The sequence below is a fragment of the Streptomyces sp. NPDC001027 genome, assembly GCF_040299045.1.
Lineage (GTDB): Bacteria > Actinomycetota > Actinomycetes > Streptomycetales > Streptomycetaceae > Streptomyces.
The window spans coordinates 1-24,428 of sequence record NZ_JBEPBI010000080.1 but is presented as its reverse complement, the minus strand read 5'-3'; the positions used below and the strand labels follow the sequence as shown (position 1 = coordinate 24,428).

At 69.5% G+C, this 24,428-nt stretch carries 22 protein-coding genes; 18 read left to right on the top strand and 4 right to left on the bottom strand.

The genetic code is table 11. The annotated features are described in order from the left end of the window. Positions 1-80 precede the first annotated feature (80 nt). The 3 genes from ABT300_RS22265 (at position 81) to ABT300_RS22255 (ending at position 4,515) form a co-directional block, all read left to right on the top strand. Positions 81-779 (top strand): HAD family hydrolase, encoded by a 699-nt coding sequence (locus ABT300_RS22265; protein WP_351678432.1) that lies wholly within the window; start codon positions 81-83, stop codon positions 777-779. Between the two features lie 475 nt (positions 780-1,254). Then, entirely contained in the window at positions 1,255-2,862 is a 1,608-nt protein-coding gene (locus tag ABT300_RS22260; RefSeq protein ID WP_351678429.1) for an ABC transporter substrate-binding protein, read from the top strand. A gap of 72 nt (positions 2,863-2,934) precedes the next feature. Then, positions 2,935-4,515, top strand: coding sequence for an ABC transporter substrate-binding protein (locus ABT300_RS22255; RefSeq protein WP_351678426.1), 1,581 nt, complete (start codon positions 2,935-2,937; stop codon positions 4,513-4,515). 150 nt (positions 4,516-4,665) lie between these two features. Here the strand turns inward: ABT300_RS22255 and ABT300_RS22250 are convergent, their stop codons facing one another. Then, entirely contained in the window at positions 4,666-5,337 is a 672-nt protein-coding gene (locus ABT300_RS22250; RefSeq protein ID WP_107444863.1) for a response regulator, read from the bottom strand. Positions 5,338-5,351: 14 nt separating this feature from the next. Further along, positions 5,352-6,335, bottom strand: a complete 984-nt coding sequence (locus tag ABT300_RS22245; protein ID WP_351678425.1) for a RecB family exonuclease — start codon at positions 6,333-6,335, stop codon at positions 5,352-5,354. A 152-nt stretch (positions 6,336-6,487) separates the two neighbouring features. Between ABT300_RS22245 and ABT300_RS22240 the strand changes: the two genes are divergently transcribed. From ABT300_RS22240 to ABT300_RS22230, 3 genes are all read left to right on the top strand, one after another. Next, on the top strand, positions 6,488-8,173 hold the full coding sequence (locus tag ABT300_RS22240) for a site-2 protease family protein (protein WP_351678423.1): 1,686 nt from the start codon (positions 6,488-6,490) through the stop codon (positions 8,171-8,173). 73 nt (positions 8,174-8,246) lie between these two features. Then, positions 8,247-9,149, top strand: a complete 903-nt coding sequence (locus tag ABT300_RS22235) for a tRNA (adenine-N1)-methyltransferase (protein WP_057614329.1) — start codon at positions 8,247-8,249, stop codon at positions 9,147-9,149. 302 nt (positions 9,150-9,451) lie between these two features. Then, positions 9,452-10,024 carry a hypothetical protein gene (locus ABT300_RS22230; protein WP_351678420.1) on the top strand — a complete coding sequence of 191 codons (573 nt, stop codon included), beginning with the start codon at positions 9,452-9,454 and terminating at the stop codon, positions 10,022-10,024. A gap of 57 nt (positions 10,025-10,081) precedes the next feature. On the opposite strand, the gene ABT300_RS22225 is transcribed toward ABT300_RS22230, so the two are convergent. After that, positions 10,082-10,387 (bottom strand): ferredoxin, encoded by a 306-nt coding sequence (locus ABT300_RS22225; protein WP_351678417.1) that lies wholly within the window; start codon positions 10,385-10,387, stop codon positions 10,082-10,084. A gap of 243 nt (positions 10,388-10,630) precedes the next feature. Between ABT300_RS22225 and arc the strand changes: the two genes are divergently transcribed. From arc to prcA, 6 genes are all read left to right on the top strand, one after another. After that, positions 10,631-12,397 (top strand): proteasome ATPase, encoded by a 1,767-nt coding sequence (gene arc, locus ABT300_RS22220; RefSeq protein WP_351678415.1) that lies wholly within the window; start codon positions 10,631-10,633, stop codon positions 12,395-12,397. Positions 12,398-12,630: 233 nt separating this feature from the next. Continuing rightward, entirely contained in the window at positions 12,631-14,142 is a 1,512-nt protein-coding gene (dop, locus tag ABT300_RS22215) for a depupylase/deamidase Dop (RefSeq protein WP_351678412.1), read from the top strand. 188 nt (positions 14,143-14,330) lie between these two features. Continuing rightward, complete coding sequence (locus ABT300_RS22210) at positions 14,331-14,549, top strand: ubiquitin-like protein Pup (protein ID WP_107444870.1); 219 nt, start codon at positions 14,331-14,333, stop codon at positions 14,547-14,549. A 49-nt stretch (positions 14,550-14,598) separates the two neighbouring features. Beyond that, positions 14,599-15,204, top strand: a complete 606-nt coding sequence (locus ABT300_RS22205) for an endonuclease VII domain-containing protein (protein WP_351678410.1) — start codon at positions 14,599-14,601, stop codon at positions 15,202-15,204. Next, complete coding sequence (gene prcB / locus ABT300_RS22200) at positions 15,156-16,001, top strand: proteasome subunit beta (RefSeq protein ID WP_351678407.1); 846 nt, start codon at positions 15,156-15,158, stop codon at positions 15,999-16,001. Before ABT300_RS22205 ends, prcB begins: the two co-directional genes overlap by 49 nt. Before the next feature lie 64 nt (positions 16,002-16,065). Continuing rightward, positions 16,066-16,821, top strand: coding sequence for a proteasome subunit alpha (gene prcA, locus ABT300_RS22195; RefSeq protein WP_351678405.1), 756 nt, complete (start codon positions 16,066-16,068; stop codon positions 16,819-16,821). 90 nt (positions 16,822-16,911) lie between these two features. On the opposite strand, the gene ABT300_RS22190 is transcribed toward prcA, so the two are convergent. Next, entirely contained in the window at positions 16,912-17,973 is a 1,062-nt protein-coding gene (locus tag ABT300_RS22190) for a LacI family DNA-binding transcriptional regulator (RefSeq protein WP_502977975.1), read from the bottom strand. Between the two features lie 77 nt (positions 17,974-18,050). Between ABT300_RS22190 and ABT300_RS22185 the strand changes: the two genes are divergently transcribed. From ABT300_RS22185 to ABT300_RS22160, 6 genes are all read left to right on the top strand, one after another. Next, positions 18,051-19,310 (top strand): MFS transporter, encoded by a 1,260-nt coding sequence (locus tag ABT300_RS22185; protein WP_351678399.1) that lies wholly within the window; start codon positions 18,051-18,053, stop codon positions 19,308-19,310. A 9-nt stretch (positions 19,311-19,319) separates the two neighbouring features. Further along, on the top strand, positions 19,320-20,681 hold the full coding sequence (pafA, locus tag ABT300_RS22180) for a Pup--protein ligase (RefSeq protein WP_057579606.1): 1,362 nt from the start codon (positions 19,320-19,322) through the stop codon (positions 20,679-20,681). A gap of 137 nt (positions 20,682-20,818) precedes the next feature. Continuing rightward, positions 20,819-21,823, top strand: a complete 1,005-nt coding sequence (locus tag ABT300_RS22175; protein WP_351678396.1) for an FKBP-type peptidyl-prolyl cis-trans isomerase — start codon at positions 20,819-20,821, stop codon at positions 21,821-21,823. Positions 21,824-21,888: 65 nt separating this feature from the next. Then, a complete protein-coding gene (locus tag ABT300_RS22170; protein ID WP_020128331.1) occupies positions 21,889-22,260 on the top strand; it encodes an FKBP-type peptidyl-prolyl cis-trans isomerase in 372 nt (123 codons plus the stop codon). A 154-nt stretch (positions 22,261-22,414) separates the two neighbouring features. Next, positions 22,415-23,392: a helix-turn-helix transcriptional regulator gene (locus tag ABT300_RS22165; RefSeq protein ID WP_351678393.1), complete on the top strand. Its 978-nt coding sequence runs from the start codon at positions 22,415-22,417 to the stop codon at positions 23,390-23,392. A gap of 18 nt (positions 23,393-23,410) precedes the next feature. Then, positions 23,411-24,412 (top strand): helix-turn-helix transcriptional regulator, encoded by a 1,002-nt coding sequence (locus tag ABT300_RS22160; RefSeq protein ID WP_351678390.1) that lies wholly within the window; start codon positions 23,411-23,413, stop codon positions 24,410-24,412. Positions 24,413-24,428 lie beyond the last annotated feature (16 nt).

The following is a 24,428-nucleotide window of genomic DNA, read 5'->3' as shown; positions in this document are numbered from 1 at the left end:
AGTCGTACACTGGTCGGTCCACTGCAGGCCGGTTCCCCACAGCGGGAACCGGCCTGCTCGTCCCTCAAGGAGGTACGCGGATGACCAGTACGGTTCCCGCGCCAGTGACCCGCACGGCCGAGGGCTCCGCCCTGCAGGCCGTGCTCCTCGACATGGACGGCACCCTGGTGGACACCGAGGGCTTCTGGTGGGACGTCGAGGTCGAGATCTTCGCCTCGCTCGGCCACGCCCTCGACGACTCCTGGCGGCACGTCGTGGTCGGCGGCCCGATGAGCCGCAGCGCCCAGTTCCTGATCGAGGCGACCGGGGCCGACGTCACCGTCGGCGAGCTCACCGTCCTGCTCAACGACGGATTCGAGGACCGCATCACCCGCGCCCTGCCCCTGATGCCGGGAGCGGCCCGGCTGCTCGCCGAGCTGACCGAGCACGAGGTGCCCACCGCCCTCGTCTCCGCCTCCCACCGGCGCATCATCGACCGCGTCATCGCCTCGCTCGGCGTCGAGCACTTCCGCCTCAGCGTGGCCGGGGACGAGGTCGCCCACACCAAGCCGCACCCGGACCCCTATCTGCTGGCCGCGGCCGGACTCGGCGTGGACCCCACGCGATGCGCGGTCGTCGAGGACACCGCGACCGGCGTCGCCTCGGCGGAGGCCGCGGGCTGCCACGTGGTCGCGGTGCCCTCCGTGGCGCCGATCGCCCCCGCGTCACGGCGCACCGTCGTCCCCTCGCTGGAACAGGTCGACCTGTCTTTTCTGCGCGGTCTGATGCCGCTCAACTGATCAAGGCGACGACCATTCGTGATCGGCCGATGACGGAAATGCAGCGGCCTTCACCCAGCGTGCACCGCCGATAACCAGGAATTCGACGGATGCGCGCGGCGTCGAATTCCGATCTTCATCGACCCTTCCGCGGGCGTCGAATTCCGCCCCGCCCCGAACCCCCTCCCGCTGTGACGTTCCCCACCCGTCGAGGGCTCGACAGATGACTCTCCGTATGCATCCCGGCCTCGCCGGGGGCATCCGGAGGAGTCCTTGTGTCCCGATTGGTAAGCGGCTGTACGAATCCTTCCCCGGACGGCTGTTCAGTGCGTCCGCAGCCGGTTTCGCTGCGTGATGGGCTTTCAACTCCGGTGCCTGCGAACCCTCCTGCCGACGCGCACTAATCTCGTTGCGAGAACATCGCCTACCCCCGTGATCGGCAGCACCACCCCTGCATGCCGGGTACACGGACCGACAGCTCTGGAGAAACTCGAGCATGAACCGCAAGACTTTGGTGCTGCCGGCCGTGGTCAGTCTGCTCGCGCCCGTGCTCGCCGCCTGCGGAGGGTCCGACAGCGGGAGCGGCGGCGGCGACGCCATCGTCGTGGGCACCACCGACCGGTTCACCGCCACCAAGGAGGCCCCGGCCCCGCTCGACCCGGCGTACTCCTACGACGTCGGCACCTGGAACATCCTGCGCCAGACCGTGCAGACCCTGATGATCCAGCCCAAGGGCGAGGGCGAGCCCGTCCCGGAGGCGGCCCAGAGCTGCGGCTTCACCGACACCGGCAACGAGCGCTACGCCTGCAAGCTGCGCAGCGGCCTGCAGTTCGCCAACGGCGACGACATCACGGCGAAGGACGTCAAGTTCTCCATCGACCGCGCCCGCGCCATCAAGGCCGACTCCGGCGTGTTCGCCCTGCTGTCCACCATCGACACCGTCGAAACGCAGGGCGACAACGAAGTCATCTTCCACCTCAAGACCGCCGACGCCACCTTCCCCTTCAAGCTGTCGACCCCGGTCGCCGGCATCGTCAACCCCGACGACTACGACAAGGGAAAGCTGCGCGACGGTTTCGCGGTCGACGGATCCGGCCCCTACGTCCTCAAGGCCGACACCGACGGCGACGAGATGACGAAGGCCGTGTTCACCAGGAACCCCCACTACAAGGGGACGCTCAAGGTGAACAACGACGAGGTCGACATGGTGTCCTACAAGGACGCCGACGCCATGGGCGCCGCCCTCGAGAAGGGCGACATCGACCTCATGACCCGCACCATGTCGCCGGAGCAGATCAAGAAGCTCTCCGAGGCGCCCGCCGGCGGAGACATCGACCTGGTCGAACTGAACGGCCTGGAGATCCGCTACCTCGCGTTCGACACCACGGACCCGGCCGTGAAGTCCAAGGCCGTCCGCCAGGCCATGGCCCAGATCATCAACCGCAACGAGCTGGTGTCGAAGGTCTACGGCTCCCAGGCCGAGCCCCTCTACTCGCTCGTCCCGGCCAGCCTCACCGGCCACTCCAACTCGTTCGTCAACACCTACGGCCAGCCCAACGTGGCCAAGGCCAAGGCCCTGCTGGCCGACGCGGACGTCACCAAGCCGGTGAAGCTGACGCTGAACTACACGACCGACCACTACGGTCCGGCCACCAAGCAGGAGTTCGAGGTGCTGCAGAAGCAGCTCAACGACAGCGGCCTGTTCGACGTGTCCATCAAGGGCACCGCCTGGGAGACCTTCGTCCCGGCCGAGCGCAAGGGCGAGTACGCGGTCTACGGCATGGGCTGGTTCCCCGACTTCCCCGACGCCGACAACTTCGTCGCCCCGTTCCTCGACAAGGACAACTTCCTCAAGTCGCCGTACAGCAACAGCGACATCATCGACACGCTGATCCCGTCCTCCCGCCGCGAGGCCGACCGCCAGAGCGCCACCAAGAGCCTGACGGAGATCCAGGACATCGTCGCCAAGGACGTCCCGATCCTGCCGCTGTGGCAGGGCAAGCAGTACGTCGCCGCCAACAACGACGTCACGGGCACCGCGTACGCGCTCAACTCCTCCGCGACCCTGCAGCTGTGGGAGCTCGGCCGCGGCGCGTCCGGCTGACGAGAGCCCCTTCACGGCCCGGGGCCCGGACCGCGGCTTCGGTGTGACGACAACACGACGACAAGGCGATACGTGAACCTGCGCAACCAGTGGCCGGTCCTGCCGATCATGGCGGGGCTGGCCTCCGGCCTGTTGACCGGATGCGGCACCCAGGGCGGGGGACCGGGGGGCGACGGCTCCGCGGTGGTCCTCGGCATGTCCGACGAGGTGCTGGCCACCGACCCGGCCTCCGGCTACGACCCCGGCTCCTGGCTGCTGTTCAACAACGTCTTCCAGTCATTGCTGAGCTTCCCCAAGGGCGGCACGGAACCCGAGCCCGACGCCGCCCGCGAGTGCCGGTTCAACGACACGCGGACCCAGGTCTACAGCTGCACGCTGAAGGACGACCTCAAGTTCAGCAACGGCGACGCGCTCACCTCGGAGGACGTGAAGTTCTCCTTCGACCGCATGCTGAAGATCAACGACGACGCCGGCCCGGCGGTCATGTTCGCCACGCTCGCCGCGGTCGAGACGCCCGACGCCGAGACCGTCGTCTTCAAGCTCAAGGCCCCCGACGCCACCTTCCCCAGCAAGATCGCCTCGGGCGCCGGCTCCATCGTCGACCACCGGCAGTACGACGCCGACGGCCTGCGCGAGGACGGCGAAGCGGTCGGCTCCGGCCCCTACAGGCTCGACTCCTTCAGCGACGACGAAGCCGTCTTCTCCGTCAACGACCACTACCGGGGCACCGCCTCCGAAGCCCAGAACACCGGCGTCACCCTCAAGTTCTTCGCCGGTGACCAGAAGGCCCTCAAGCAGGCCCTGCTCGACGGCGACGTCGACATCGCCTACCGGGGCCTGACCGCCGCGGACATCGCCGACATCCAGCAGAGCGCCGACGCGGGCGCCGAAGTCGTCGAGGGCAGCAGCGCCGAAGTCCAGCACCTCGTCTTCAACATGGACGACCCGGTCGCCGGAAAGCTCGGCGTACGACGGGCCATCGCCCAACTCATCGACCGCGAAGCGCTCATCAAGAACGTCTACCAGGGCACCGCCGACCCGCTCTACTCGATCGTCCCGGCCGGCATCGCGGGCCACAACACCGCGTTCTTCGACCGCTACGGCGCCCGTCCCTCCCGGGCCAAGGCCGCCGCCGCCCTCGCCGCGGACGGCATCACCGACAAGGTGCGGCTCACCCTCTGGTCCACCCCGTCCCGCTACGGCCCGGCCACCGACCAGGAACTCAAGGCCGTCGCGGCCCAGCTCAACGCCAGCGGCCTGTTCGACGCCGACGTCAAGTCCGTCGCCTTCGCCCAGTACGAGAAGGACGTCACCGCCGGCAAGTACGGCGTCTACGTCAAGGGCTGGGTGCCCGACTACCCGGACGCCGACAACTTCACCTCGCCCTTCTTCGGGGAGGGCAACGTGCTGAGCAACCACTACACCGACAAGACGATCACCGAGACGCTCATCCCGCGCACCGCCGCACAGAGCGACCGCAGCGCCACCGACGCCGACTACGGCAGGCTGCAGAACATCGTCGCCGCGCAGGTGCCCGTCCTGCCCGTCTGGCAGGGCAAGCAGTACGCCGTCGCCGGCGACAACGTCTACGGCCTGGAGAACTGCCTCGACGCCTCCACCGTGTTCCGCTTCTGGGAACTCAGCAAGAGCTGATCCAAGAGCTGATCCACCGACGACGGCCCGCCCGACGGGTCCGCGGACGACAGCGAAGGGCGCCCCCCGCCGGACGGGGGGCGCCCTTCGTCGTCGTACCGTGGCCGCGTCGCCGGGCCCGTACGCCGGGGACCCGCGCGAGCCGCTCGCCTACTGGGCGCCCGGACGCACCAGACCGCTCTCGTACGCGTACACCGCGGCCTGCACCCGGTCGCGCAGCCCCAGCTTCGTCAGCACATGCCCGACATGCGTCTTCACCGTGGTCTCGCTGACGAACAGATCGGCGGCGATCTCGGCGTTGGACAACCCCCGCGCCACCAGCTTCAGCACCTCCACCTCCCGGTCGGTCAGCGTGTGCAGCGTGTCCGGCACCGGCTCCTCGCCCGACGGCAGATGCGTGGCGTACTTGTCCAGCAGCCGCCGCGTGATACTCGGCGCCAGCATGGCCTCACCGGACGCCACCACCCGGATCGCCTGCACCAGCTCGTTGGCCGGGGCGTCCTTCAGCAGGAACCCGCTGGCCCCCGCCCGCAGCGCCTCCACCACGTACTCGTCCAGATCGAACGTGGTCAGCACCAGCACCTTCGCCGGACCGTCCCGCCCCGGGCCGGTGATCTGCCGGGTCGCCTCCACCCCGTCCATCCGCGGCATGCGGATGTCCATCAGCACCACATCGGGCTGCAACGCCCGCACCTGGTCGATGGCCTGCAGGCCGTCTCCGGCCTCGCCGACGACCGCGATGTCCTGCTCGGCCTCCAGAATCATCCGGAAGCCCGTGCGCAACAGCGGCTGGTCGTCGACCAGTAGGACGCGGATGGCCACGTAGATCTCCTTCTCTAGCCCGGCCCCATTCTGCCCTGCGCCCCGTCCTCGGACGCCGCCGCCCTCACTGGCGCCGGCGTCTCCGGTGTCACCGGCAGCGGATACGGCGGAGGAGTGCCGCCGAACTCCGGACAGTGCGCCCGGTGATCGCACCAGCCGCACAGCTTCGTCGGCCGGGGCCGCCACTCGCCGGTCCGCGTCGCCTGCCGGATCGCCTCCCACAACGCGAGCAGCTTGCGCTCGACGCGCTCCAGATCCGCAACGACCGGGTCGTACGTCAGCACGTCCCCGCTGCCCAGGTACACCAGCTGCAGCCGCCGCGGGACCACGTTCTTCAACCGCCACACGACCAGCGCGTAGAACTTCATCTGGAACAGCGCGCCCTCGGCGTACTCCGGCCGCGGGGCCTTGCCCGTCTTGTAGTCGACGATCCGCACCTCGCCCGTCGGCGCCACGTCGACCCGGTCGATGATCCCGCGCAGCCGCAGACCCGAGTCCAGCTCCGTCTCCACGAACAGCTCCCGCTCCGCGGGCTCCAGCCGCGTCGGGTCCTCCAGCGTGAACCAGCGCTCGACCAGCTGCTCCGCCTCCGCCAGCCAGCCGGCGAGCCGCTCTCCCTCCGGATCGTCGGCGAACAGCTCCACCACCTCCGGCCGCGTCTCCCGCAGCCGGTCCCACTGTCCCGGGATCAGCGACTTCGCCCCCGCCGCCGTCCGCTCCGCCGCCGGCGCGTCGAACAACCGCTCGAGGACGGCGTGCACCAGCGTCCCCTTCGTCGCCGCCGGACTCGGCTTCTCCGGCAGCCGGTCGATCACCCTGAACCGGTACAGCAGCGGGCACTGCATGAAATCACCGGCGCGCGACGGCGACAGCGACGCCGGCGCCACCGCGACGACCCCCGGCGCCGCCCCCTCGGACCCGGCCGCCTCCGCGCGCGACGGCTCCTCCACCACACCCCCGTCGCCCGCCCGGGCGACGCCCTCGCTGCTGCTCTCCATGACCACAGACCATACGGCCCGCCACCGACAGTCACCCACAAGCGGGGAAACGCGGGGGGCGCCGAGCGGAACACCTCACGACCGCCGCATACCATCGGTCACACACCCTCACGCCCGGCGCGGGCGGGAGACGCTTCGATCGAGGGGACACCGTGGTGGAAAGCGGCGGGAGCGGGCGGCCGCGGCCGGACAACGAACAGTCGGCCGAGCACCCCGCGACACCTGCGTCCGCGGCCACCGACGTCCAGCCCGGCGAGCCCCGGGCCGCCGACCCCACGGACGCCCACCGGCAGCAGCCGGCCCCGCACGACGTCAGCCCCGCCCCCGAACCGACCCCCGCCCCCGCCGCAGACGACGAGTCCGACACCGGTCAGCACGGACCGGACCGGACCGGCGGCACGGTCGACGACGGCACGGCGGACGACGACGGGCCCGCAGCGGGCAAGGCCGGAACCGAAGCGGCCGGAACCGAAGCGGCTGGAACGCAAGCGGCCCGAACCGACGACTCCGCAACCGCTGAGGCCCACCCCGACGAGACCGGCGCCCACGACGGCCACCACCCCGCCGGAACAGGATCCACCGGAGCCGGAGCCGGAGCCGGAGCCGGAGCCGGAGCCGGAGCCGGAGCCGAGCGACCCACACCCCCCGCCCTCACCAAGGGCCCCCCGCCCCACCGCCCCCCGGAGCAGCCCCGCGGCGGCATCCTCATGGGCCGCCCCTTCGGCGTGCCCGTCTACGTCGCCCCCAGCTGGTTCCTCGTGGCCGCCCTCATCACCTGGGTCTTCGGCGGCCAGCTCGACCGCGTCCTCCCCGAACTCGGCGCCGCCCGCTACCTCGTCTCCCTCTTCTTCGCGGTCGCCTTCTACGCCTCCGTCCTCATCCACGAACTCGCCCACACCGTCGCCGCGCTCCGCTTCAAACTCCCCGTCCGCCGCATCCAGCTCCAGTTCTTCGGCGGCGTCTCCGAGATCGAGAAGGAAGCCGAGACGCCGGGCCGCGAGTTCTGGCTCGCCTTCGTCGGCCCCCTCCTCTCCCTCGCCCTGGCCGGCGTGTTCTACCTCGCCATGAACGCCGTCGAACCCGGCACGGTCCCCGGCGTCCTGGTCGCCGGCCTGATGATCTCCAACCTCATCGTGGCGATCTTCAACCTGCTGCCCGGCCTGCCCCTCGACGGCGGCCGCATGCTCCGCGCCGTCGTCTGGAAGATCACCGGCAGGCCGATGAGCGGCACCGTCGCCGCCGCCTGGGTCGGCCGCGCGCTCGCCGTCTCCGTCCTCATCGGCCTCCCCCTGCTCACCCAGTCCGGCGCCCTCGGCTCCAGCGCAGAGGACAGCGTCGGCATGGACACCGTCACCGACGCGCTCCTCGCCGCCATCCTCGCCGCGATCATCTGGACCGGCGCCGGCAACAGCCTGCGCATGGCCCGACTGCGCGAACACCTCCCCGAACTGCGCGCCCGCACCCTCACCCGGCGTGCCGTCCCCGTGGAGACCCACACCCCCCTGTCCGAAGCGCTGCGCCGCGCCAACGACGCCGGCGCCCGCGCCCTCGTCGTCGTCGACGCCAACGGCGAACCGCTCTCCCTCGTCCGGGAGTCCGCGATCGTCGGCGTCCCCGAACACCGCCGCCCCTGGGTCGCCGTCAGCGGCCTCGCCCAGGACCTCAACGACGGCATGCGCGTCTCCGCCGAACTCGCCGGCGAGGACCTCCTCGACGTCCTGCGCGCCACCCCCGCCACCGAATACCTCGTCGTCGAGGAGACCGGAGAGATCTTCGGCGTGCTCTCCGCCGCCGACGTCGAACGCGCCTTCGTCAGGGCCATGGCCCGCCCCAGCTGACCACCGCCCTCCCGAGCCGCTGCGCACGCCCCCGATGGTCGGCGGCCCCGCCAAACGCCGGTAGGCTGCTCACATGTCCGAACCGACCGGTGCCGCCCGCAGGCGCGGGCCCTTCAAGGTCGGGGACCAGGTTCAGCTGACCGACCCCAAGGGCCGCCACTACACGTTCACGCTCGAAGAGGGAAAGAACTTCCACACCCACAAGGGTTCCTTCCCGCACGACGAGCTGATCGGCGCACCCGAGGGCAGCGTTGTCCGCACCACCGGGAACGTCGCCTACCTCGCGCTGCGCCCCCTGCTCCCCGACTACGTCCTCTCCATGCCCCGCGGGGCAGCCGTCGTCTACCCGAAGGACGCGGGACAGATCCTCGCCTTCGCCGACATCTTCCCCGGCGCACGCGTCGTCGAGGCCGGCGTCGGCTCCGGCTCGCTCAGCAGCTTTCTGCTGCGCGCCATCGGCGACCAGGGCATGCTGCACTCCTACGAGCGCCGCGAGGACTTCGCCGAGATCGCCCAGCAGAACGTGGAGCGCTACTTCGGCGGTCCGCACCCCGCCTGGCAGCTCACCGTCGGCGACCTTCAGGACAACCTGTCCGACACCGACGTCGACCGCGTCATCCTCGACATGCTCGCCCCCTGGGAGTGCCTGGAGGCCGTGTCCAAGGCCCTGGTGCCCGGCGGCATCCTGTGCTGCTACGTCGCGACCACCACCCAGCTCGCCCGGACCGTCGAGTCCATCCGGGAGATCGGCTCCTTCAACGAGCCCACCTCCTGGGAGTCGATGATCCGCAACTGGCACGTGGAAGGCCTGGCCGTCCGCCCGGACCACCGGATGATCGGCCACACCGGCTTCCTGCTCACCGCCCGCCGCCTCGCCGACGGCGTCGAGCCGCCCATGCGCCGCCGTCGCCCCGCCAAGGGCGCCTACGGCGAGGACTACACCGGTCCCAACGCCGACGGAGGCAGCGGCCGCTGACCCGGCCCACGCCACCAACCCGACCCCAGCCCAACGACAAGGCGCCGTGACCGAGTTCCCCCAGCACCACGGGAACACGAGCACGGCGCCTTCGCGTTGCCCCGACCCCGACGCCTGCCTCCGAGACGACGCCCGACCTCGACCCCGACGCGGACGCGGACGAAGGACACGCTCCGCACCCGCCCGCTCACGTCCGAAATCCCGCACCCCGCCGTTCCCCCGCCCTGTGACGTGTGGCACGATGCTCGCCAACCCCCCCACCCCCACCCCCACCGGCACAGCCACCGCAGGAGAAACTCCTAGTGCAGCACCCCGCCGTCCCGGAACTGGCACACACCCACACCCGGCCCATCCACTGGGTCGCGACCGCCACCGCCATCGCCGGCGTCGTCGCCCTCTCCTCGCTGCTGCAACCCGGACCCGCCACCGCCGCCCAGGCCGCCGCCCCCGACGCCAAGCCGGCCCCCACCACGGCCCCCTCCACCGCGGACGTCGACTTCCCCCTCGACTGCGGCCCCGAACAAGCCCTCGTCGTGAAGAAGGCCAGCGGCGACCTCGACGGCGACGGCGCCCCCGAAACCGTGGCCGTCGTCCACTGCGACGCCCCCATGGGCACCCCGCCCGACGGCGTCTACGTCCTCACCCACAACCCGGGCCACACCCACGCGCGCGTCGTCGCCACCCTCGTCGACCCCCGAGCACGCAACACCGTCACCGGCCTCACCGTCACCGACGGAGCCGTCCTCGCCACACTCCTCGGCTACTCGACCCCCGACGTGCCCAGTTGCTGCCCCGACGTGAAGGACAGCGCCCGATGGCAGTGGAAGGACGACAAGTTCGTCCGCTCCACCCCCGCGGGCGCCCGAAGCGTCTAGACCCCGCCGTTCGCCCTGTGAGAAATCAGACAGCCATCACAGCCCGCGACCGACACGTCACTCGGCGTCCGGACCGTACACCTCGACCCGGTCCGAAACCCGACGCACATGAATGCAGTCGCCCGGACACTCCCGCGCCGAGTCCACCACATCCGACAGCAACGGCAACGGAACAGGCGTGACCGCCCCCACCGCCTGCAACAGCTCGTCGTCCGCGCCCTTCACATACGCCAGGCCGTCGATGTCCAGCTCGAAAACCTCCGGCGCGTACTGCGCACAGATTCCGTCACCGGTGCAGAGATCCTGATCGATCCAGACCTCCAGCGCCTCACCGCCCACACCGGTCTCCTGCTGCACGCCCATGACTCCCGCCGTTTATCGCCGATCCGCCGGGGAACCATGCAGGCCCCGCCGGGTGTTGAACACTTCGACCCTACCCCCGGCCGCTTTCCAATCATGTTCGGTGGGTATTCCCCTGGCGTGAGGGAGAGCGCAAGGGTGAAGATCGGACACACCCCGACAGTCTTTGTGATCTAGGGGTTTCAATCGACACCCACCCAGGTAGGGTCTGGAAGCGTCCAGCTCCCCTTGGAGGAGGTGAGGACCGTGGCAGCCCACGACGACGACATGAACCGCGGCATCCGCCCGGGACGAGGGTCCGACGACCCGTCCGGGCAGATTGCCTACCTTGAGCAGGAGATCGCCGTCCTGCGGCGCAAGCTCGCCGACTCTCCGCGACACACGAGGATTCTCGAAGAGCGGATCGTCGAGCTGCAGACCAACCTGGCCGGCGTGTCCGCCCAGAACGAGCGGCTCGCGAGCACGCTCCGCGAGGCCCGCGACCAGATCGTGGCCCTCAAGGAAGAAGTCGACCGGCTCGCACAGCCGCCCGCCGGCTTCGGCGTCTTCCTCACGGCGAACGAGGACGGCACGGCCGACATCTTCACCGGAGGCCGCAAACTCCGCGTGAACGTCAGCCCCGGCGTCGAGCTCGAAGAGCTCCGACGCGGCCAGGAAGTGATGCTCAACGAAGCGCTCAACGTGGTCGAGGCCATGGAGTTCGAGAGCGTCGGCGACATCGTCACCCTCAAAGAGGTCCTCGAGGACGGCGTACGCGCCCTCGTCCAGGGACACACCGACGAGGAAAGAGTGGTCCGCCTCGCCGAACCGCTCCTCGACGTCGTCATCCGCCCCGGCGACGCCCTGCTGCTCGAACCGCGCTCCGGATACGTCTACGAGGTCGTCCCCAAGAGCGAGGTCGAGGAACTCGTCCTCGAAGAGGTCCCCGACATCGGCTACGAGCAGATCGGCGGCCTCGGCGGACAGATCGAGATGATCCGCGACGCCGTCGAGCTCCCCTACCTCTATCCCGACCTCTTCAAGGAGCACGAGCTGCGCCCGCCCAAGGGCGTCCTGCTCTACGGACCGCCCGGATGCGGCAAGACGCTCATCGCCAAGGCCGTCGCCAACTCGCTGGCCAAGAAGGTCGCCGAGGTCACCGGCCAGGCCACCGGCAAGAGCTTCTTCCTCAACATCAAGGGCCCCGAACTTCTCAACAAGTACGTCGGCGAGACCGAGCGGCAGATCCGCCTCGTCTTCCAGCGCGCCAGGGAGAAGGCCTCCGAGGGCACCCCCGTCATCGTCTTCTTCGACGAGATGGAGTCCCTCTTCCGCACCCGCGGCTCCGGCGTCAGCTCCGACGTCGAGAACACCATCGTCCCGCAGCTCCTCGCCGAGATCGACGGCGTCGAAGGCCTGCAGAACGTGGTCGTCATCGGCGCCTCCAACCGCGAGGACATGATCGACCCCGCCATCCTGCGTCCCGGCCGCCTCGACGTGAAGATCAAGATCGAGCGCCCGGACGCCGAAGCGGCCAAGGACATCTTCCAGAAGTACCTCACCGAACGGCTTCCCCTGCACTCCGAGGACGTCGGCGAACACGGCGGCGACAAGACCACCACCGTCCAGAGCATGATCCAGACGGCAGTGGAACACATGTACGCAGAATCCGAGGAGAACCGCTTCCTGGAGGTCACCTACGCCAACGGCGACAAGGAAGTCCTCTACTTCAAGGACTTCAACTCCGGCGCCATGATCGAGAACATCGTCGGCCGCGCCAAGAAGATGGCCATCAAGGACTTCCTCGACCACAACCAGAAGGGCCTGCGCGTCTCCCACCTCCTCCAGGCATGCGTGGACGAGTTCAAGGAGAACGAGGACCTCCCCAACACCACCAACCCCGACGACTGGGCCCGCATCTCCGGAAAGAAGGGCGAACGGATCGTGTACATCCGCACCCTCATCACCGGAAAGCAGGGCGCGGACACCGGACGCTCCATCGACACGGTGGCGAACACCGGACAGTACCTGTAAAAGCAGGGCGGCTGCGGGTGCCCACCACGGGTACCCGCAGCCGTTTGCTTTCCGGGCCACGGCTGGAGCAAGGCAATGACGCAAATGATCTCCCCACCAGCGCAGAGGCGTTCTAGGCTCTTCCGTACCGCCGGGTCGCTAGTTGCGGGGACGGGCACCGCACACGCACCGGAGCACCACCGGTATCTGAGCGGCGCCCACGACCGAGGGTGCCGCCGGGCAAGGAGGGCCGCATGACCGTACGGCGAGTAATGGGCATCGAGACGGAGTACGGCATCTCCGTCCCCGGCCACCCCAATGCCAATGCCATGCTCACCTCGTCCCAGATCGTCAACGCCTACGCCGCGGCGATGCACCGGGCCCGCCGAGCCCGGTGGGACTTCGAGGAGGAGAACCCGCTGCGCGACGCGCGAGGCTTCGACCTCGCCCGCGAAGTCGCCGACTCCAGCCAGCTCACCGACGAGGACATCGGCCTCGCCAACGTCATCCTCACCAACGGCGCACGTCTCTACGTCGACCACGCACACCCCGAGTACAGCGCCCCGGAGGTCACCAACCCCCGCGACGCCGTCCTCTGGGACAAGGCCGGCGAACGCATCATGGCCGAGGCCGCCGAACGCGCCGCCGCGCTCCCCGGCGCCCAGCCCATCCACCTCTACAAGAACAACACCGACAACAAGGGCGCCTCCTACGGCACGCACGAGAACTACCTGATGAAGCGCGAGACCGCCTTCTCGGACATCGTGCGCCACCTCACGCCCTTCTTCGTCTCCCGCCAGGTCTTCGCCGGCGCAGGCCGGGTCGGCATCGGCCAGGACGGCCACGAACACGGCTTCCAGCTCAGCCAGCGCGCCGACTACTTCGAGGTCGAGGTCGGCCTGGAGACGACGCTGAAACGCCCCATCATCAACACCCGCGACGAACCGCACGCCGACGCGGAGAAGTACCGCCGCCTCCACGTGATCATCGGCGACGCCAACCTCTCCGAGATCTCGACCTACCTCAAACTCGGCACCACCGCCCTCGTCCTGTCGATGATCGAGGACGGCTTCATCGCCGTCGACCTCGCCGTCGACCAGCCCGTGCGCACCCTCCACCAGGTCTCCCACGACCCGAGCCTCAAGCAGCTGGTCACCCTCCGCAGCGGCCGCACACTCACCGCCGTCCAGCTCCAGATGGAGTACTACGAGCTGTCGCGCAAATACGTGGAGGAGCGCTTCGGCGCGGACGCCGACGACCAGACCAAGGACGTCCTCGCCCGCTGGGAGGACACCCTCACCCGCCTCGAGAACGACCCCATGAGCCTTGCCGGCGAGCTGGACTGGGTCGCGAAACGCGAGGTCATGGAGGGATACCGGCGCCGCGACGACCTCGACTGGGACGCCGCCCGCCTGCACCTCGTCGACCTCCAGTACGCCGACGTACGGGCCGAGAAGGGCCTGTACAACCGTCTGGCGGCCCGCGGGCGCATGAAGCGGCTCCTGGACGAGTCGGAGGTCGAGAGGGCCGTCGGCAAGCCCCCGGAGGACACCCGCGCGTACTTCCGCGGCCGCTGCCTCGAGCAGTACGCCGACGACGTCGCCGCGGCCTCCTGGGACTCCGTGATCTTCGATCTGCCCGGCCGGGACTCGCTCCAGCGCGTCCCAACCCTGGAACCCCTTCGCGGAACGCGAAATCACGTCAAGGAGCTCCTGGACCGCTGCCGCACGGCAGAAGACCTGGTCAAGGTCCTCTCGGGCGGCTGAACGGTTATCCGGACGGTACCTGCCCGGCGGGGTGGAAAGCGCCCCGGCCGGGAATCATCGAGATGGTCCCCGTGCGTTGACGCAACTGCGGGGCCGATGTCGGACCCGGCTTGTAGGGTCTGATCATCACCGATCGGCAGGAATGCCGACCTGTCGACCACATCGGGCGAAAGAGCGGGGTGAGGGTTATGGCGACCAAGGACACCGGCGGCGGCCAGCAGAAGGCGACGCGCTCCACGGAGGAGGTCGAGGAGCAGGCGGTCGAGACGCAGGGCTCGGAAGACCTCAAGGAGCGCCAGGAGAAGCTGAGCGACGACGTCGACTCGGTTCTTGACGAAATTGACGATGTACTCGAGGAGAACGCCGAGGATTTCGTGAGGTCCTTCGTGCAAAAGGGTGGAGAGTAAAGGCAGATCGGTCAACTCGCCTTTGAATTGAAAGCGGCGGGGGTTGAGGGTGACTGACGAAGCAACCTCGAAGCAGTGCGGGAAATGCGGCCGAGGCCTACCGCTTGCTGGGTTCGCGCGGGACAGGAACCGGAGTGACGGCCTTCAGGCGCATTGCCGGCGGTGCGTGGCGGAGTACAGCGCCGCGCACTACCGGCGGCGCCAGGAGGCCAAGGGCAGGACGGTTCGGGAAAGAGTGGTCGTCCCGCCCGGACACAAGCTCTGCAGGACGTGTGGCGAGGTCAAGCCACACGGTGAGTGGCATCGCAACGCAACCGCGTCCGACGGCCTGTCTACTCGCTGCAAGGCGTGCCGGGCGGTCCGGGGCAGACAGGATCATCTGAAGCGCCAGTACGGCCTCACCGAGGCCGAGCGCGACGAGTTGATCGTGTCTCAAGGGGGCGTGTGCTGCATATGTTTGGCGGCTCTGCCTCGGCATGTGGATCACTGCCACAACACGGGTAGGGTCCGAGGCGTACTGTGCTTCAGCTGCAACGCCGCACTGGGGCAGTTCAAAGATCGGCCCGATGCCATAAGGCGGGCGGCTGCTTATGTGGAAGGAAACGCGTGGAAGCCAACACTCGTAGCACCGGGCGTCTACCAGCTGCCTTCCTGACGCCTGGGTCCTCGTCCTTCATGGACTTCCTGACCGAGCACCAGCCCGAGATGCTGCCCGGCAAGCGGCAGCTGCCTCCGACGCAGGGGGTGATCGAGGCGCCGCACGGGACGACGATCGTGGCCGTGACCTTCCCCGGCGGGGTCGTGCTCGCCGGTGACCGCCGCGCCACGATGGGCAACGTCATCGCGCAGCGGGACATCGAGAAGGTGTTCCCGGCGGACGAGTACTCGGCCGTCGGCATCGCCGGCACCGCGGGCCTGGCCGTCGAGATGGTGAAGCTGTTCCAGCTGGAGCTGGAGCACTTCGAGAAGGTCGAGGGGGCGCAGCTCTCGCTGGAGGGCAAGGCGAACCGGCTGTCGACGATGATCCGGTCGAATCTGGGCATGGCCATGCAGGGTCTGGCGGTGGTGCCGTTGTTCGCGGGGTTCGACGTGGACCGGGACCGCGGGCGGATCTTCTCGTACGACGTGACGGGCGGTCGCTCGGAGGAGCACCACTACGCGGCGACGGGTTCGGGTTCGATCTTCGCGCGCGGGGCGATGAAGAAGCTGTACCGGGACGATCTGACCGAGGAGCAGGCCACGACGCTCGTGGTGCAGGCTCTGTACGACGCGGCGGACGACGATTCGGCGACGGGTGGTCCCGATGTCGCGCGTCGGATCTACCCGATCGTCACGGTGATCACCGAGGACGGGTTCCGCAGGCTCACCGACGAGGAGTCGTCGGGCATCGCCCGTTCGATCCTCGAGCGCCGTCTGGAGCAGCCGGACGGTCCGCGCGCCTCGCTGTTGTAGGCGGCCGGCGTTCGTGTGTGTCCCGTGTGATCCAGTGACTTCGACAGAAAGGGACGGATAACCGGTGTCGACTCCGTTCTATGTCTCACCCCAGCAGGCGATGGCGGACCGCGCGGAGTATGCGCGCAAGGGCATCGCTCGTGGTCGCAGCCTGGTCGTGCTGCAGTATGCCGACGGCATCGTGTTCGTCGGTGAGAATCCGTCCCGTGCGCTGCACAAGTTCAGTGAGATCTATGACCGGATCGGCTTTGCGGCCGCCGGCAAGTACAACGAGTACGAGAATCTGCGGATCGGCGGTGTGCGGTATGCCGATCTGCGGGGTTACACCTATGACCGTGACGATGTGACGGCGCGTGGTCTGGCGAACGTGTACGCCCAGACGTTGGGCACGATCTTCTCTTCGGCCGGTGAGAAGCCGTACGAGGTGGAGCTGGTGGTGGCCGAGGTGGGTGACACGCCGGACGGTGACCAGATCTACCGGTTGCCGCACGACGGGTCGATCGTGGACGAGCACGGTTCGGTCGCGGTGGGTGGTAACGCGGAGCAGATCAGCAGTTATCTGGATCAGCGTCATCAGGACGGCATGAGTCTGGCGGAGGCGCTGAAGCTGGCCGTTCAGGCGTTGTCGCGTGACACGAACGGGACGCAGCGGGAGATTCCGGCCGAGCGGCTGGAGGTCGCGGTGCTGGACCGTACGCGGCCGCAGCAGCGTAAGTTCAAGCGGATCGTGGGTCGTCAGCTGGCGCGGTTGCTGGAGGCGGACGGCGCGTCGACGGAGGCGGAGAGTTCGGACGATTCCGAGGACGTCGGGAAGGAGTAGGTCCGTGCTCCTGCGGGGTCGGCCCCCGTCGTTCTGCTGATTCGCCTTTTTCACGCCCCGGCCTGGGTCTCGGTCGGGGCGTGAGGTGTCTCAGGAGGGTCTGGGCGGGGCTGTGGAGGCGCGGACGACGAGGTGTACGGGGATGTCTCCGGCGTCGGGTGTACGGCCGTCGAGGACGGCGAGGAGGGCGTGCATGCCGCGTTCGCCGAAGAGTTCGGCGTCGAGTCGTACGGTGGTGAGTTCGGGGTCGAGGGCGGTGGCGAGGGCGAGGTCGTCGAGGCCGGTGACGGAGACGTCGTGAGGTACGTGCAGGCCGAGGCGTCGCAGGGCCTTGTAGGCGCCGGCGGCGAGTTTGTCGTCGTCGCAGACGATGGCGGTGGGGCGGGGGCCGGAGGCGGCGCGCAGGGCGTTCTCGGCGGCGGCGAGGGCGCCGTCGATGGTGACGGGCGCGGTGGCGGTGCGCAGGGTGGCGCCGGGTCGTGCGGTGATGCGGGCGGTGAGTTCGCGTGCGCGGACGTGGAAGGTCCAGGAGGGCACGTCGGCGGCTAGGTGCAGGAAGTGGCGGTGGCCGAGGCCGAGGAGGTGGTCGGCGATCTGGCGTATGCCGTCGGTGATGTCGAGGTTGACGGTGGCGGCGCCCAGGCTGCCGGCGGGGTCGCTGTCGAGCATGACGAGGGGGAGCTGGTCGCCGCGGATGGCGGTGAGGGCGTCGGCGGCCATGGAGGAGGCGATGACGCCGTCGAGGGCGGCCTGGGCGGAGGCGAAGGGGGAGCGGGCGGGGCCGATGCCTTCGGGGGAGGGGTAGAGGACGACGCCGAAGCCGTGTTCTGCGGCGACGCGGGCGGCGCCGGTGTAGACGCCGGCGAAGAACTCGGTGGTGAGGACGGGGACGACGAGGAGGACGGTGCGGGTGTGGCCGAGGCGGAGGTTGCGGGCGGCGAGGTTGGGGCGGTAGCCGAGTTCGCGTGCGGCGAGGCGTACGCGTTCGGCGGTGGGTTCGGAGACGCGGCCGCGCCATTTGTCGCCGAGCACGAGGGAGACGGCGGCCTGGGAGACTCCTGCGGCCTGGGCGACGTCGCGGCTCGTCGGGCGCGTGCTGCCTCGTGGCACGGTGGGGTCGCTCCTTCGTCTGGACTGGTGAACAGCGCACATGGTACGTATGGCGGGGGAAGTTATACGTAAAACCTGGGGGTGGTCGCCGCCCGGGGCGAGCCGACGGAGGCGGGACATTGGCCGCGGGATACCTGGAGATCCTCAGGGCGAAGCACGCTGCCCGGCTGCTGGTCGGCACGCTCGTCGGCCGGCTGCCCAATGCCACGGCGGCCATCGCGATCGTGCTGTTCGTGCGGGAGCAGGGCGGTTCGTACAGTCTCGCGGGCGCGCTGGCGGCCGTGTACGGCGTCGCGAACGCGGTGGGCCAGCCGGTGCTGGGGCGGTTGGTGGATCTGCACGGGCAGCCGCGGGTGCAGCTGCCGGCGGCGCTGGTCTCGGCCGCGGCGATGGCGGTGTTCGCGTTCGCGGGCACGGATCCGCTGCCGGCGGCGTATGCGGCGGTGGCGGCCTCGGGGCTGTTCACGCCCCCGCTGGAGGGCGGTCTGCGGGCGCTGTGGCCGTCGGTGCTGCGGCGTGAGGACCAGGTGCACACGGCGTACGCGATGGACGCGGTGGCGCAGGAGGTGATGTTCACGGTGGGGCCGCTGCTGGTGACGCTGTGTGTGTCGCTGTGGTCGGCGCGGGCGGCGTTGGTCGTGCTGAGCGCGGTGGGGGTGGCGGGGGCGCTGTGGGTGGTCGTGTCGCCGCCGTCGCGTGCGTGGCGTTCGGCTCCGCGTGAGGCGCACTGGCTGGGCGCTCTGCGCTCGCGCGGTCTGCTGGCGTTGCTGGGGGCGTTCCTGTTCATCGGGATGGCGCTGGGCTCCATCACGGTGGCGTCGGTGCCGTACGCGGACGAGCACGGCGGGGACGCGGTGTACGGCTGGTTGATGGCGGCGCTGGGGCTCGGTGCGCTGGTCGGCGGGCTGGTGTACGGGGCGCGGCGGTGGGCGGGTCCGCCGGAGCGGCGGTTGCGGGTGCTGGTGGCGCTTCTGGCGGTGTGTTATCTGCCGTTGACGTCGATGCCGGGGGCGGTGGCGATGACGGCGTTGACGGCGTTGGCGGGGGTGTTCCTGGCGCCTGTCATCGCGTGTGCGTTCGTCATCGTGGACCGGCATGCGCCGGCGGGGACGGTGACGGAGGCGTTCTCCTGGTTGGTGACGACGTTCACGGTCGGCGCGTCGGTGGGCACGGGGGTGGCGGGTCCGGTGGTGGAGGCGGGCGGGGCGTTGTGGGGTTTCGCGGCGCCGGCTGTCGCGGGGGGTGTGTCGTCGGTGGTTTTGCTGGCCACGGGGCGGGTAATGGCAGTTCCCGCCGGGGGTGGGGTTGTTGCGGCTTCATCGGAAAATGATCCAAACCGTGCTGCCGAACCCCGTTTCAGTTCAGGGGATCGGGCGTAATGTTCAGTCATGGACCGCCGCATTTTCGGGCTGGAGAACGAGTACGGCGTCACATGTACGTTCAGGGGACAGCGCCGGCTGTCTCCCGACGAGGTGGCGCGGTACCTCTTCCGCCGTGTCGTGTCATGGGGCCGAAGCAGCAATGTCTTTCTGCGGAACGGCGCCCGTCTCTATCTCGACGTGGGTTCGCATCCGGAATACGCGACACCGGAATGTGACAACGTGACCGAGTTGGTCACCCACGACAAGGCCGGCGAGCGCATTCTCGAGGGACTCCTGGTGGACGCGGAGCGACGCCTGCACGAGGAAGGAATCGCGGGCGACGTCTACCTCTTCAAGAACAACACGGACTCGGCGGGCAACTCTTATGGTTGTCATGAGAACTATCTGGTGGCGCGGCACGGGGAGTTCTCCCGGCTCGCGGACATCCTGATTCCGTTCCTGGTGACCCGGCAGCTGCTGTGCGGCGCGGGCAAGGTGCTGCAGACGCCCCGCGGGGCGGTCTACTGCGTCAGCCAGCGGGCCGAGCACATCTGGGAGGGCGTGTCGTCGGCGACGACGCGTTCGCGGCCCATCATCAACACCCGCGACGAGCCGCACGCCGACGCCGAGCGGTATCGCCGTCTGCATGTCATCGTGGGCGACTCGAACATGTCCGAGACGACCATGCTGCTGAAGGTCGGGGCGACCGACCTGGTGCTGCGCATGATCGAGGCGGGCACGGTGATGCGGGACCTGACGCTGGAGAACCCGATCCGGGCGATCCGTGAGGTCAGTCACGACATCACGGGCCGGCGCAAGGTCCGTCTGGCCAGCGGCCGGGAGGCCTCGGCGCTGGAGGTGCAGCGGGAGTACTACGAGAAGGCCGTGGACTTCGTCGAGCGTCGTGGCGTCCGCACGGGCACCGTGGAGCAGGTCCTGGAGCTGTGGGGCCGCACGCTGGACGCGATCGAGGCGGAGGACCTCGACCGGATCGGCACCGAGATCGACTGGGTCATGAAGTACAAGCTCATCGAGCGGTACCGGGCCAAGCACAACATGACGATGTCGCATCCGCGCGTGGCGCAGATAGACCTCGCCTACCACGACATCCACCGGCGTCGTGGTCTGTACTACCTGCTGGAGCGCAAGGGGCAGGCGGCGCGGATCTGCAACGACCTGAAGATCTTCGAAGGCAAGTCGGTGCCGCCGCAGACCACTCGGGCGCGGTTGCGCGGTGACTTCATCCGGCGTGCGCAGGAGCAGCGCCGGGACTTCACGGTGGACTGGGTGCATCTGAAGCTGAACGACCAGGCGCAGCGCACGGTGTTGTGCAAGGACCCGTTCCGTTCGGTGGACGACCGGGTGGAGAAGCTGATCGCCGGCATGTGAGGGATGCGTTCCGCGGGCTGCCGACGCGCGGAACGGAACGCAACGCGGGCGCCGTACGTTTTCCGTACGGCGCCCGCGGCGCGTCGTAGAGTTGCGCGCACGCCATCAGAAGATCGACCGATTACGAGGCTTTCATCGTGCGCCGACGCTCCCTCATCCTTGCCGCCGTACCCGCGGGACTGGTCACGCTCGCCGGGTGCGGCGACGACAAGTCCGACACGAGCAAGGCGAGCGACAGCGCGTCGCCCTCCCGGGGGGCCACGTCCGCGGCTCCTCCGCCGAAGATCGTCGACGGTCCGCTGCCGGCCATCACGGCGGGGGTGAAGTTCGGCGAGAAGCCGACGGTCGCCAAGGGCGCCGGTGAGCCCTCGGACCAGCTGGCGGTGAAGACGGTGATCGCGGGAAGCGGGAAGACCGTCGCGGAGAACGACTACATCCAGGCCCACTGTCTCGGTCAGATCTGGGCCAGCGGCAAGGTTCTCCTGAACTCCTACGACTCCAAGAGGATGCAGTTCACCCGGCTCGCCAAGGGCGGCAACCTCGAGGGCTGGACGTATGCGCTGACGGGGAAGAAGGTGGGCAGCCGGGTGCTGTTCTCGGTGCCGCCGACCTGGGGTTTCGGCAAGGAGGGCAACCCGCAGGCGGGCATCACGGGCACGGACACCCTGGTGTTCGTGTTCGACATCCAGAACACGTTCAACTCGACGGCTTCGGCCGAGGGCAAGGACGTGCCGCAGAACGAGGCCGGGTTGCCCAAGGTCGGCACGAACACCGACGGCAAGGCGCCCTCGATCGAGATCCCCAAGACGAAGGCGCCGACGAAGCTGGTGTCGAACTACGTGATCGAGGGGGACGGCGCGGAGCTCGCGGCCGACGACACCGTGCTGGTGCAGTACAAGGGCGTCGTCTGGGACACGGGCAAGGAGTTCGACTCGACGTACCGCAGCAAGGCGCTGACGTCGTTCTCGCTGCAGCAGGTGGTCCCGGGCTGGGCGCAGGGTCTGACGGGCAAGAAGGTGGGCAGCCGCGTCGTCATCGTCATTCCGCCGGCGCTGGGGTACGGCGACAACCCGCCGAGCGGCAGCGGCATCGAGAAGGACTCCACGATGGTCTTCTCGGTGGACGTCATCGCCAAGGCGTGAGGCCGTCCAAGGTGTAAGACTGTCCGTGTTGTTGCTTTTCCGTGAGACGTGCAGGAGCCAGTGACGTGAGCATTGACAAGCCCGAGATCGACTTCCCCGGTGGCGAGCCCCCGGCGGACCTCGAGATCAAGGACATCTGGGAGGGCGACGGCGAGGTCGCGCAGGCAGGCCACAACGTCAGCGTCCACTACGTGGGCGTCGCCTTCAGCACCGGCGAGGAGTTCGACGCCAGCTGGAACCGCGGCACCCCGTTCCGCTTCCCGCTGGGCGGCGGCCGGGTCATCAAGGGCTGGGACCAGGGCGTGCAGGGCATGAAGGTCGGCGGCCGTCGTCAGCTGACGATCCCGGCGCACCTCGCCTACGGCAACCAGAGCCCGACCCCGGCGATCAAGCCGGGCGAGACGCTGATCTTCGTGGTGGACCTGCTCGGGGTCTGACCCCGGCGCGACCGGTCGGCGTCGATCACGGCGCGACCGGTGTCGGTCATCCGGGGCCCATGCCCGCCCGGGCATGGGCCCTCGGCTTTGTCCGGGCACCGCGGGGCGGTACGGTCGTCGATCGTAAGCACCATAGGGGAGGCGAAGGGCGTCGATGGCCATTGCCAAGGCCGAGCGGCTGATGAACCTCGCGCTGTGTCTGCTCGGGACGCGCAGGCCGCTCAGCAAGCGCGAGCTGCGCGACTCCATCGAGGCGTACGTCGAGACCTTCCGGTCCGGGCACGGCGCGCCGGCGTCGGAGGACTCCTTCAACCGGATGTTCGAGCGGGACAAGGACGATCTCCGTGAGCTCGGGCTGGTCATCGAGACCGTGGAGAGCCTGGACGGCGAGATCGGCTATCTGGCCCGCCGGGACAGCAACCGGCTGCCGCCGATCACCCTGGACGCCGAGGAGGCCGCGGCCCTGGGGCTGGCGGCCAAGGTGTGGCAGCAGGCCCGGCTCGCGGGGGCGGCCAGCGGCGCCCTGCAGAAGCTGCGCGCCGCGGGACTGCCCGAGGACGTCGACCCCTACGAGGCGCACAGTGCGCTGGAGCCCCGGATTCCGGTGCACGAGGCCGCGTTCGAGCCGCTGATGCTGGCCTGCCGCGACCGCCGGCCGGTGGTGTTCGACTATCGCAAGGCGACCGCGGCCCGTCCGGAGCCCCGGCATGTCGAGCCGTGGGCGCTGGAGTGCTGGCGCGGGCACTGGTATCTGGCCGGCTTCGACCGTGACCGGGGGGCCGAGCGGGTCTTCCGGCTGTCGAGGATCACCGGCAAGGTGCGCTCGCGGGGGGCGCGTTTCACCGCGCCGGTCCCCGACGTGGTCACCGTGCGCGAGACCGTCGCCAGCTGGGCGGGGGAGACCGCCGACCGCAGCGCCCTGATCCGGCTGCGCACGGACGCCGGGTTCCCGTTGCGGGCCAAGGCCACCGCGGTGCGGGAACTCGGGGACGGGTGGGACGAGTTGGAGATTCCGTACGGACACGGGCTGGACGCCTGGCTGGTGGAGTTCGGGCCGGACGTGGTGGTGCTGGAGCCGGCCGAGCTGCGGGCGGACGTCGTGGACCGGCTGCGGGCCGTGGCCAAGGGCTGAGGGGGAGCGAGCAACACAGTGGCAGGCAAACCGGTCAGGCCCACGAACGCGATCGACCAGACCCGGCGGATGCTCTCCCTGGTGACGTACCTGCGGGAGCGCCCCGGCGCGCGCATCGAGGACGTGGCGCGGGCGTTCGGCATCACCGAGGACGAGCTGGTGTCCGACCTCGACGTGCTGCCCATGTGCGGCACCAGTTTCCGCGGCGGCGACCTCCTCGACATCGACACCGACGGCGAGCGCATCTGGTGGCACAACCCGGCCGCGCTCGGCGCCGACGCCGCCGAGCCGCTGCGGCTGGCCGCCGACGAGGCGACCGCGCTGCTGGTGGCGGCCCGGGCGGTGGCGACGCTGCCCGGTCTGCGCGAAGGCGACCGGCAGGCGCTGCTGCGCGCCACGGCGAAGGTGGAGACCGCCGCGGGCGAGGCGGCCGGGGCCAGCTCCCGGCTGTCGGTGACGTTCGAGTCCGAGGGCGGGGTCTTCGCCGACGTCGACCGGGCGATCTCGGAGCGGCGCCGGCTGTGGATCCGCTACTACTCGCCCGCTCGTGACGAGGTCACCGAGCGTGAGATCGACCCGATCCGGCTGGTCAGCGTGGGGCACACCTATGTCGAGGCCTGGTGCCGCCGCTCGGAGGCGCGCCGCACCTTCCGGCTGGACCGGGTGGCCGAGATCAGGATTCTCGACGAGCCGTCGGCGCCGCCGGAGATCGAGCTGCGGGACCTGTCGGAGGGGCTGGTGCAGCCGTCCGCGGAGGATCCCGAGGTCGTCGTCGAGGTGGGGCCCGGGGGCCGCTGGGTCGCCGAGTACTACCCGCACGACCGCGCCGATGAGCTTCCCGACGGCGGGCTGCGTATCACCCTGCGCACGCCCGACCCGGCCTCGCTGCGGCGGCTGGCCCTGCGGCTCGGGCGTGACGGGCGGATCGTCTCGCCGCCGGACCTCGCCGACAGCGCCCGCCGGGCCGCCCGCGCGGCGCTGGCGGCGTACGACGGTATATCGGAAGAGAACACAAAATAACAACAAAAACCCAACA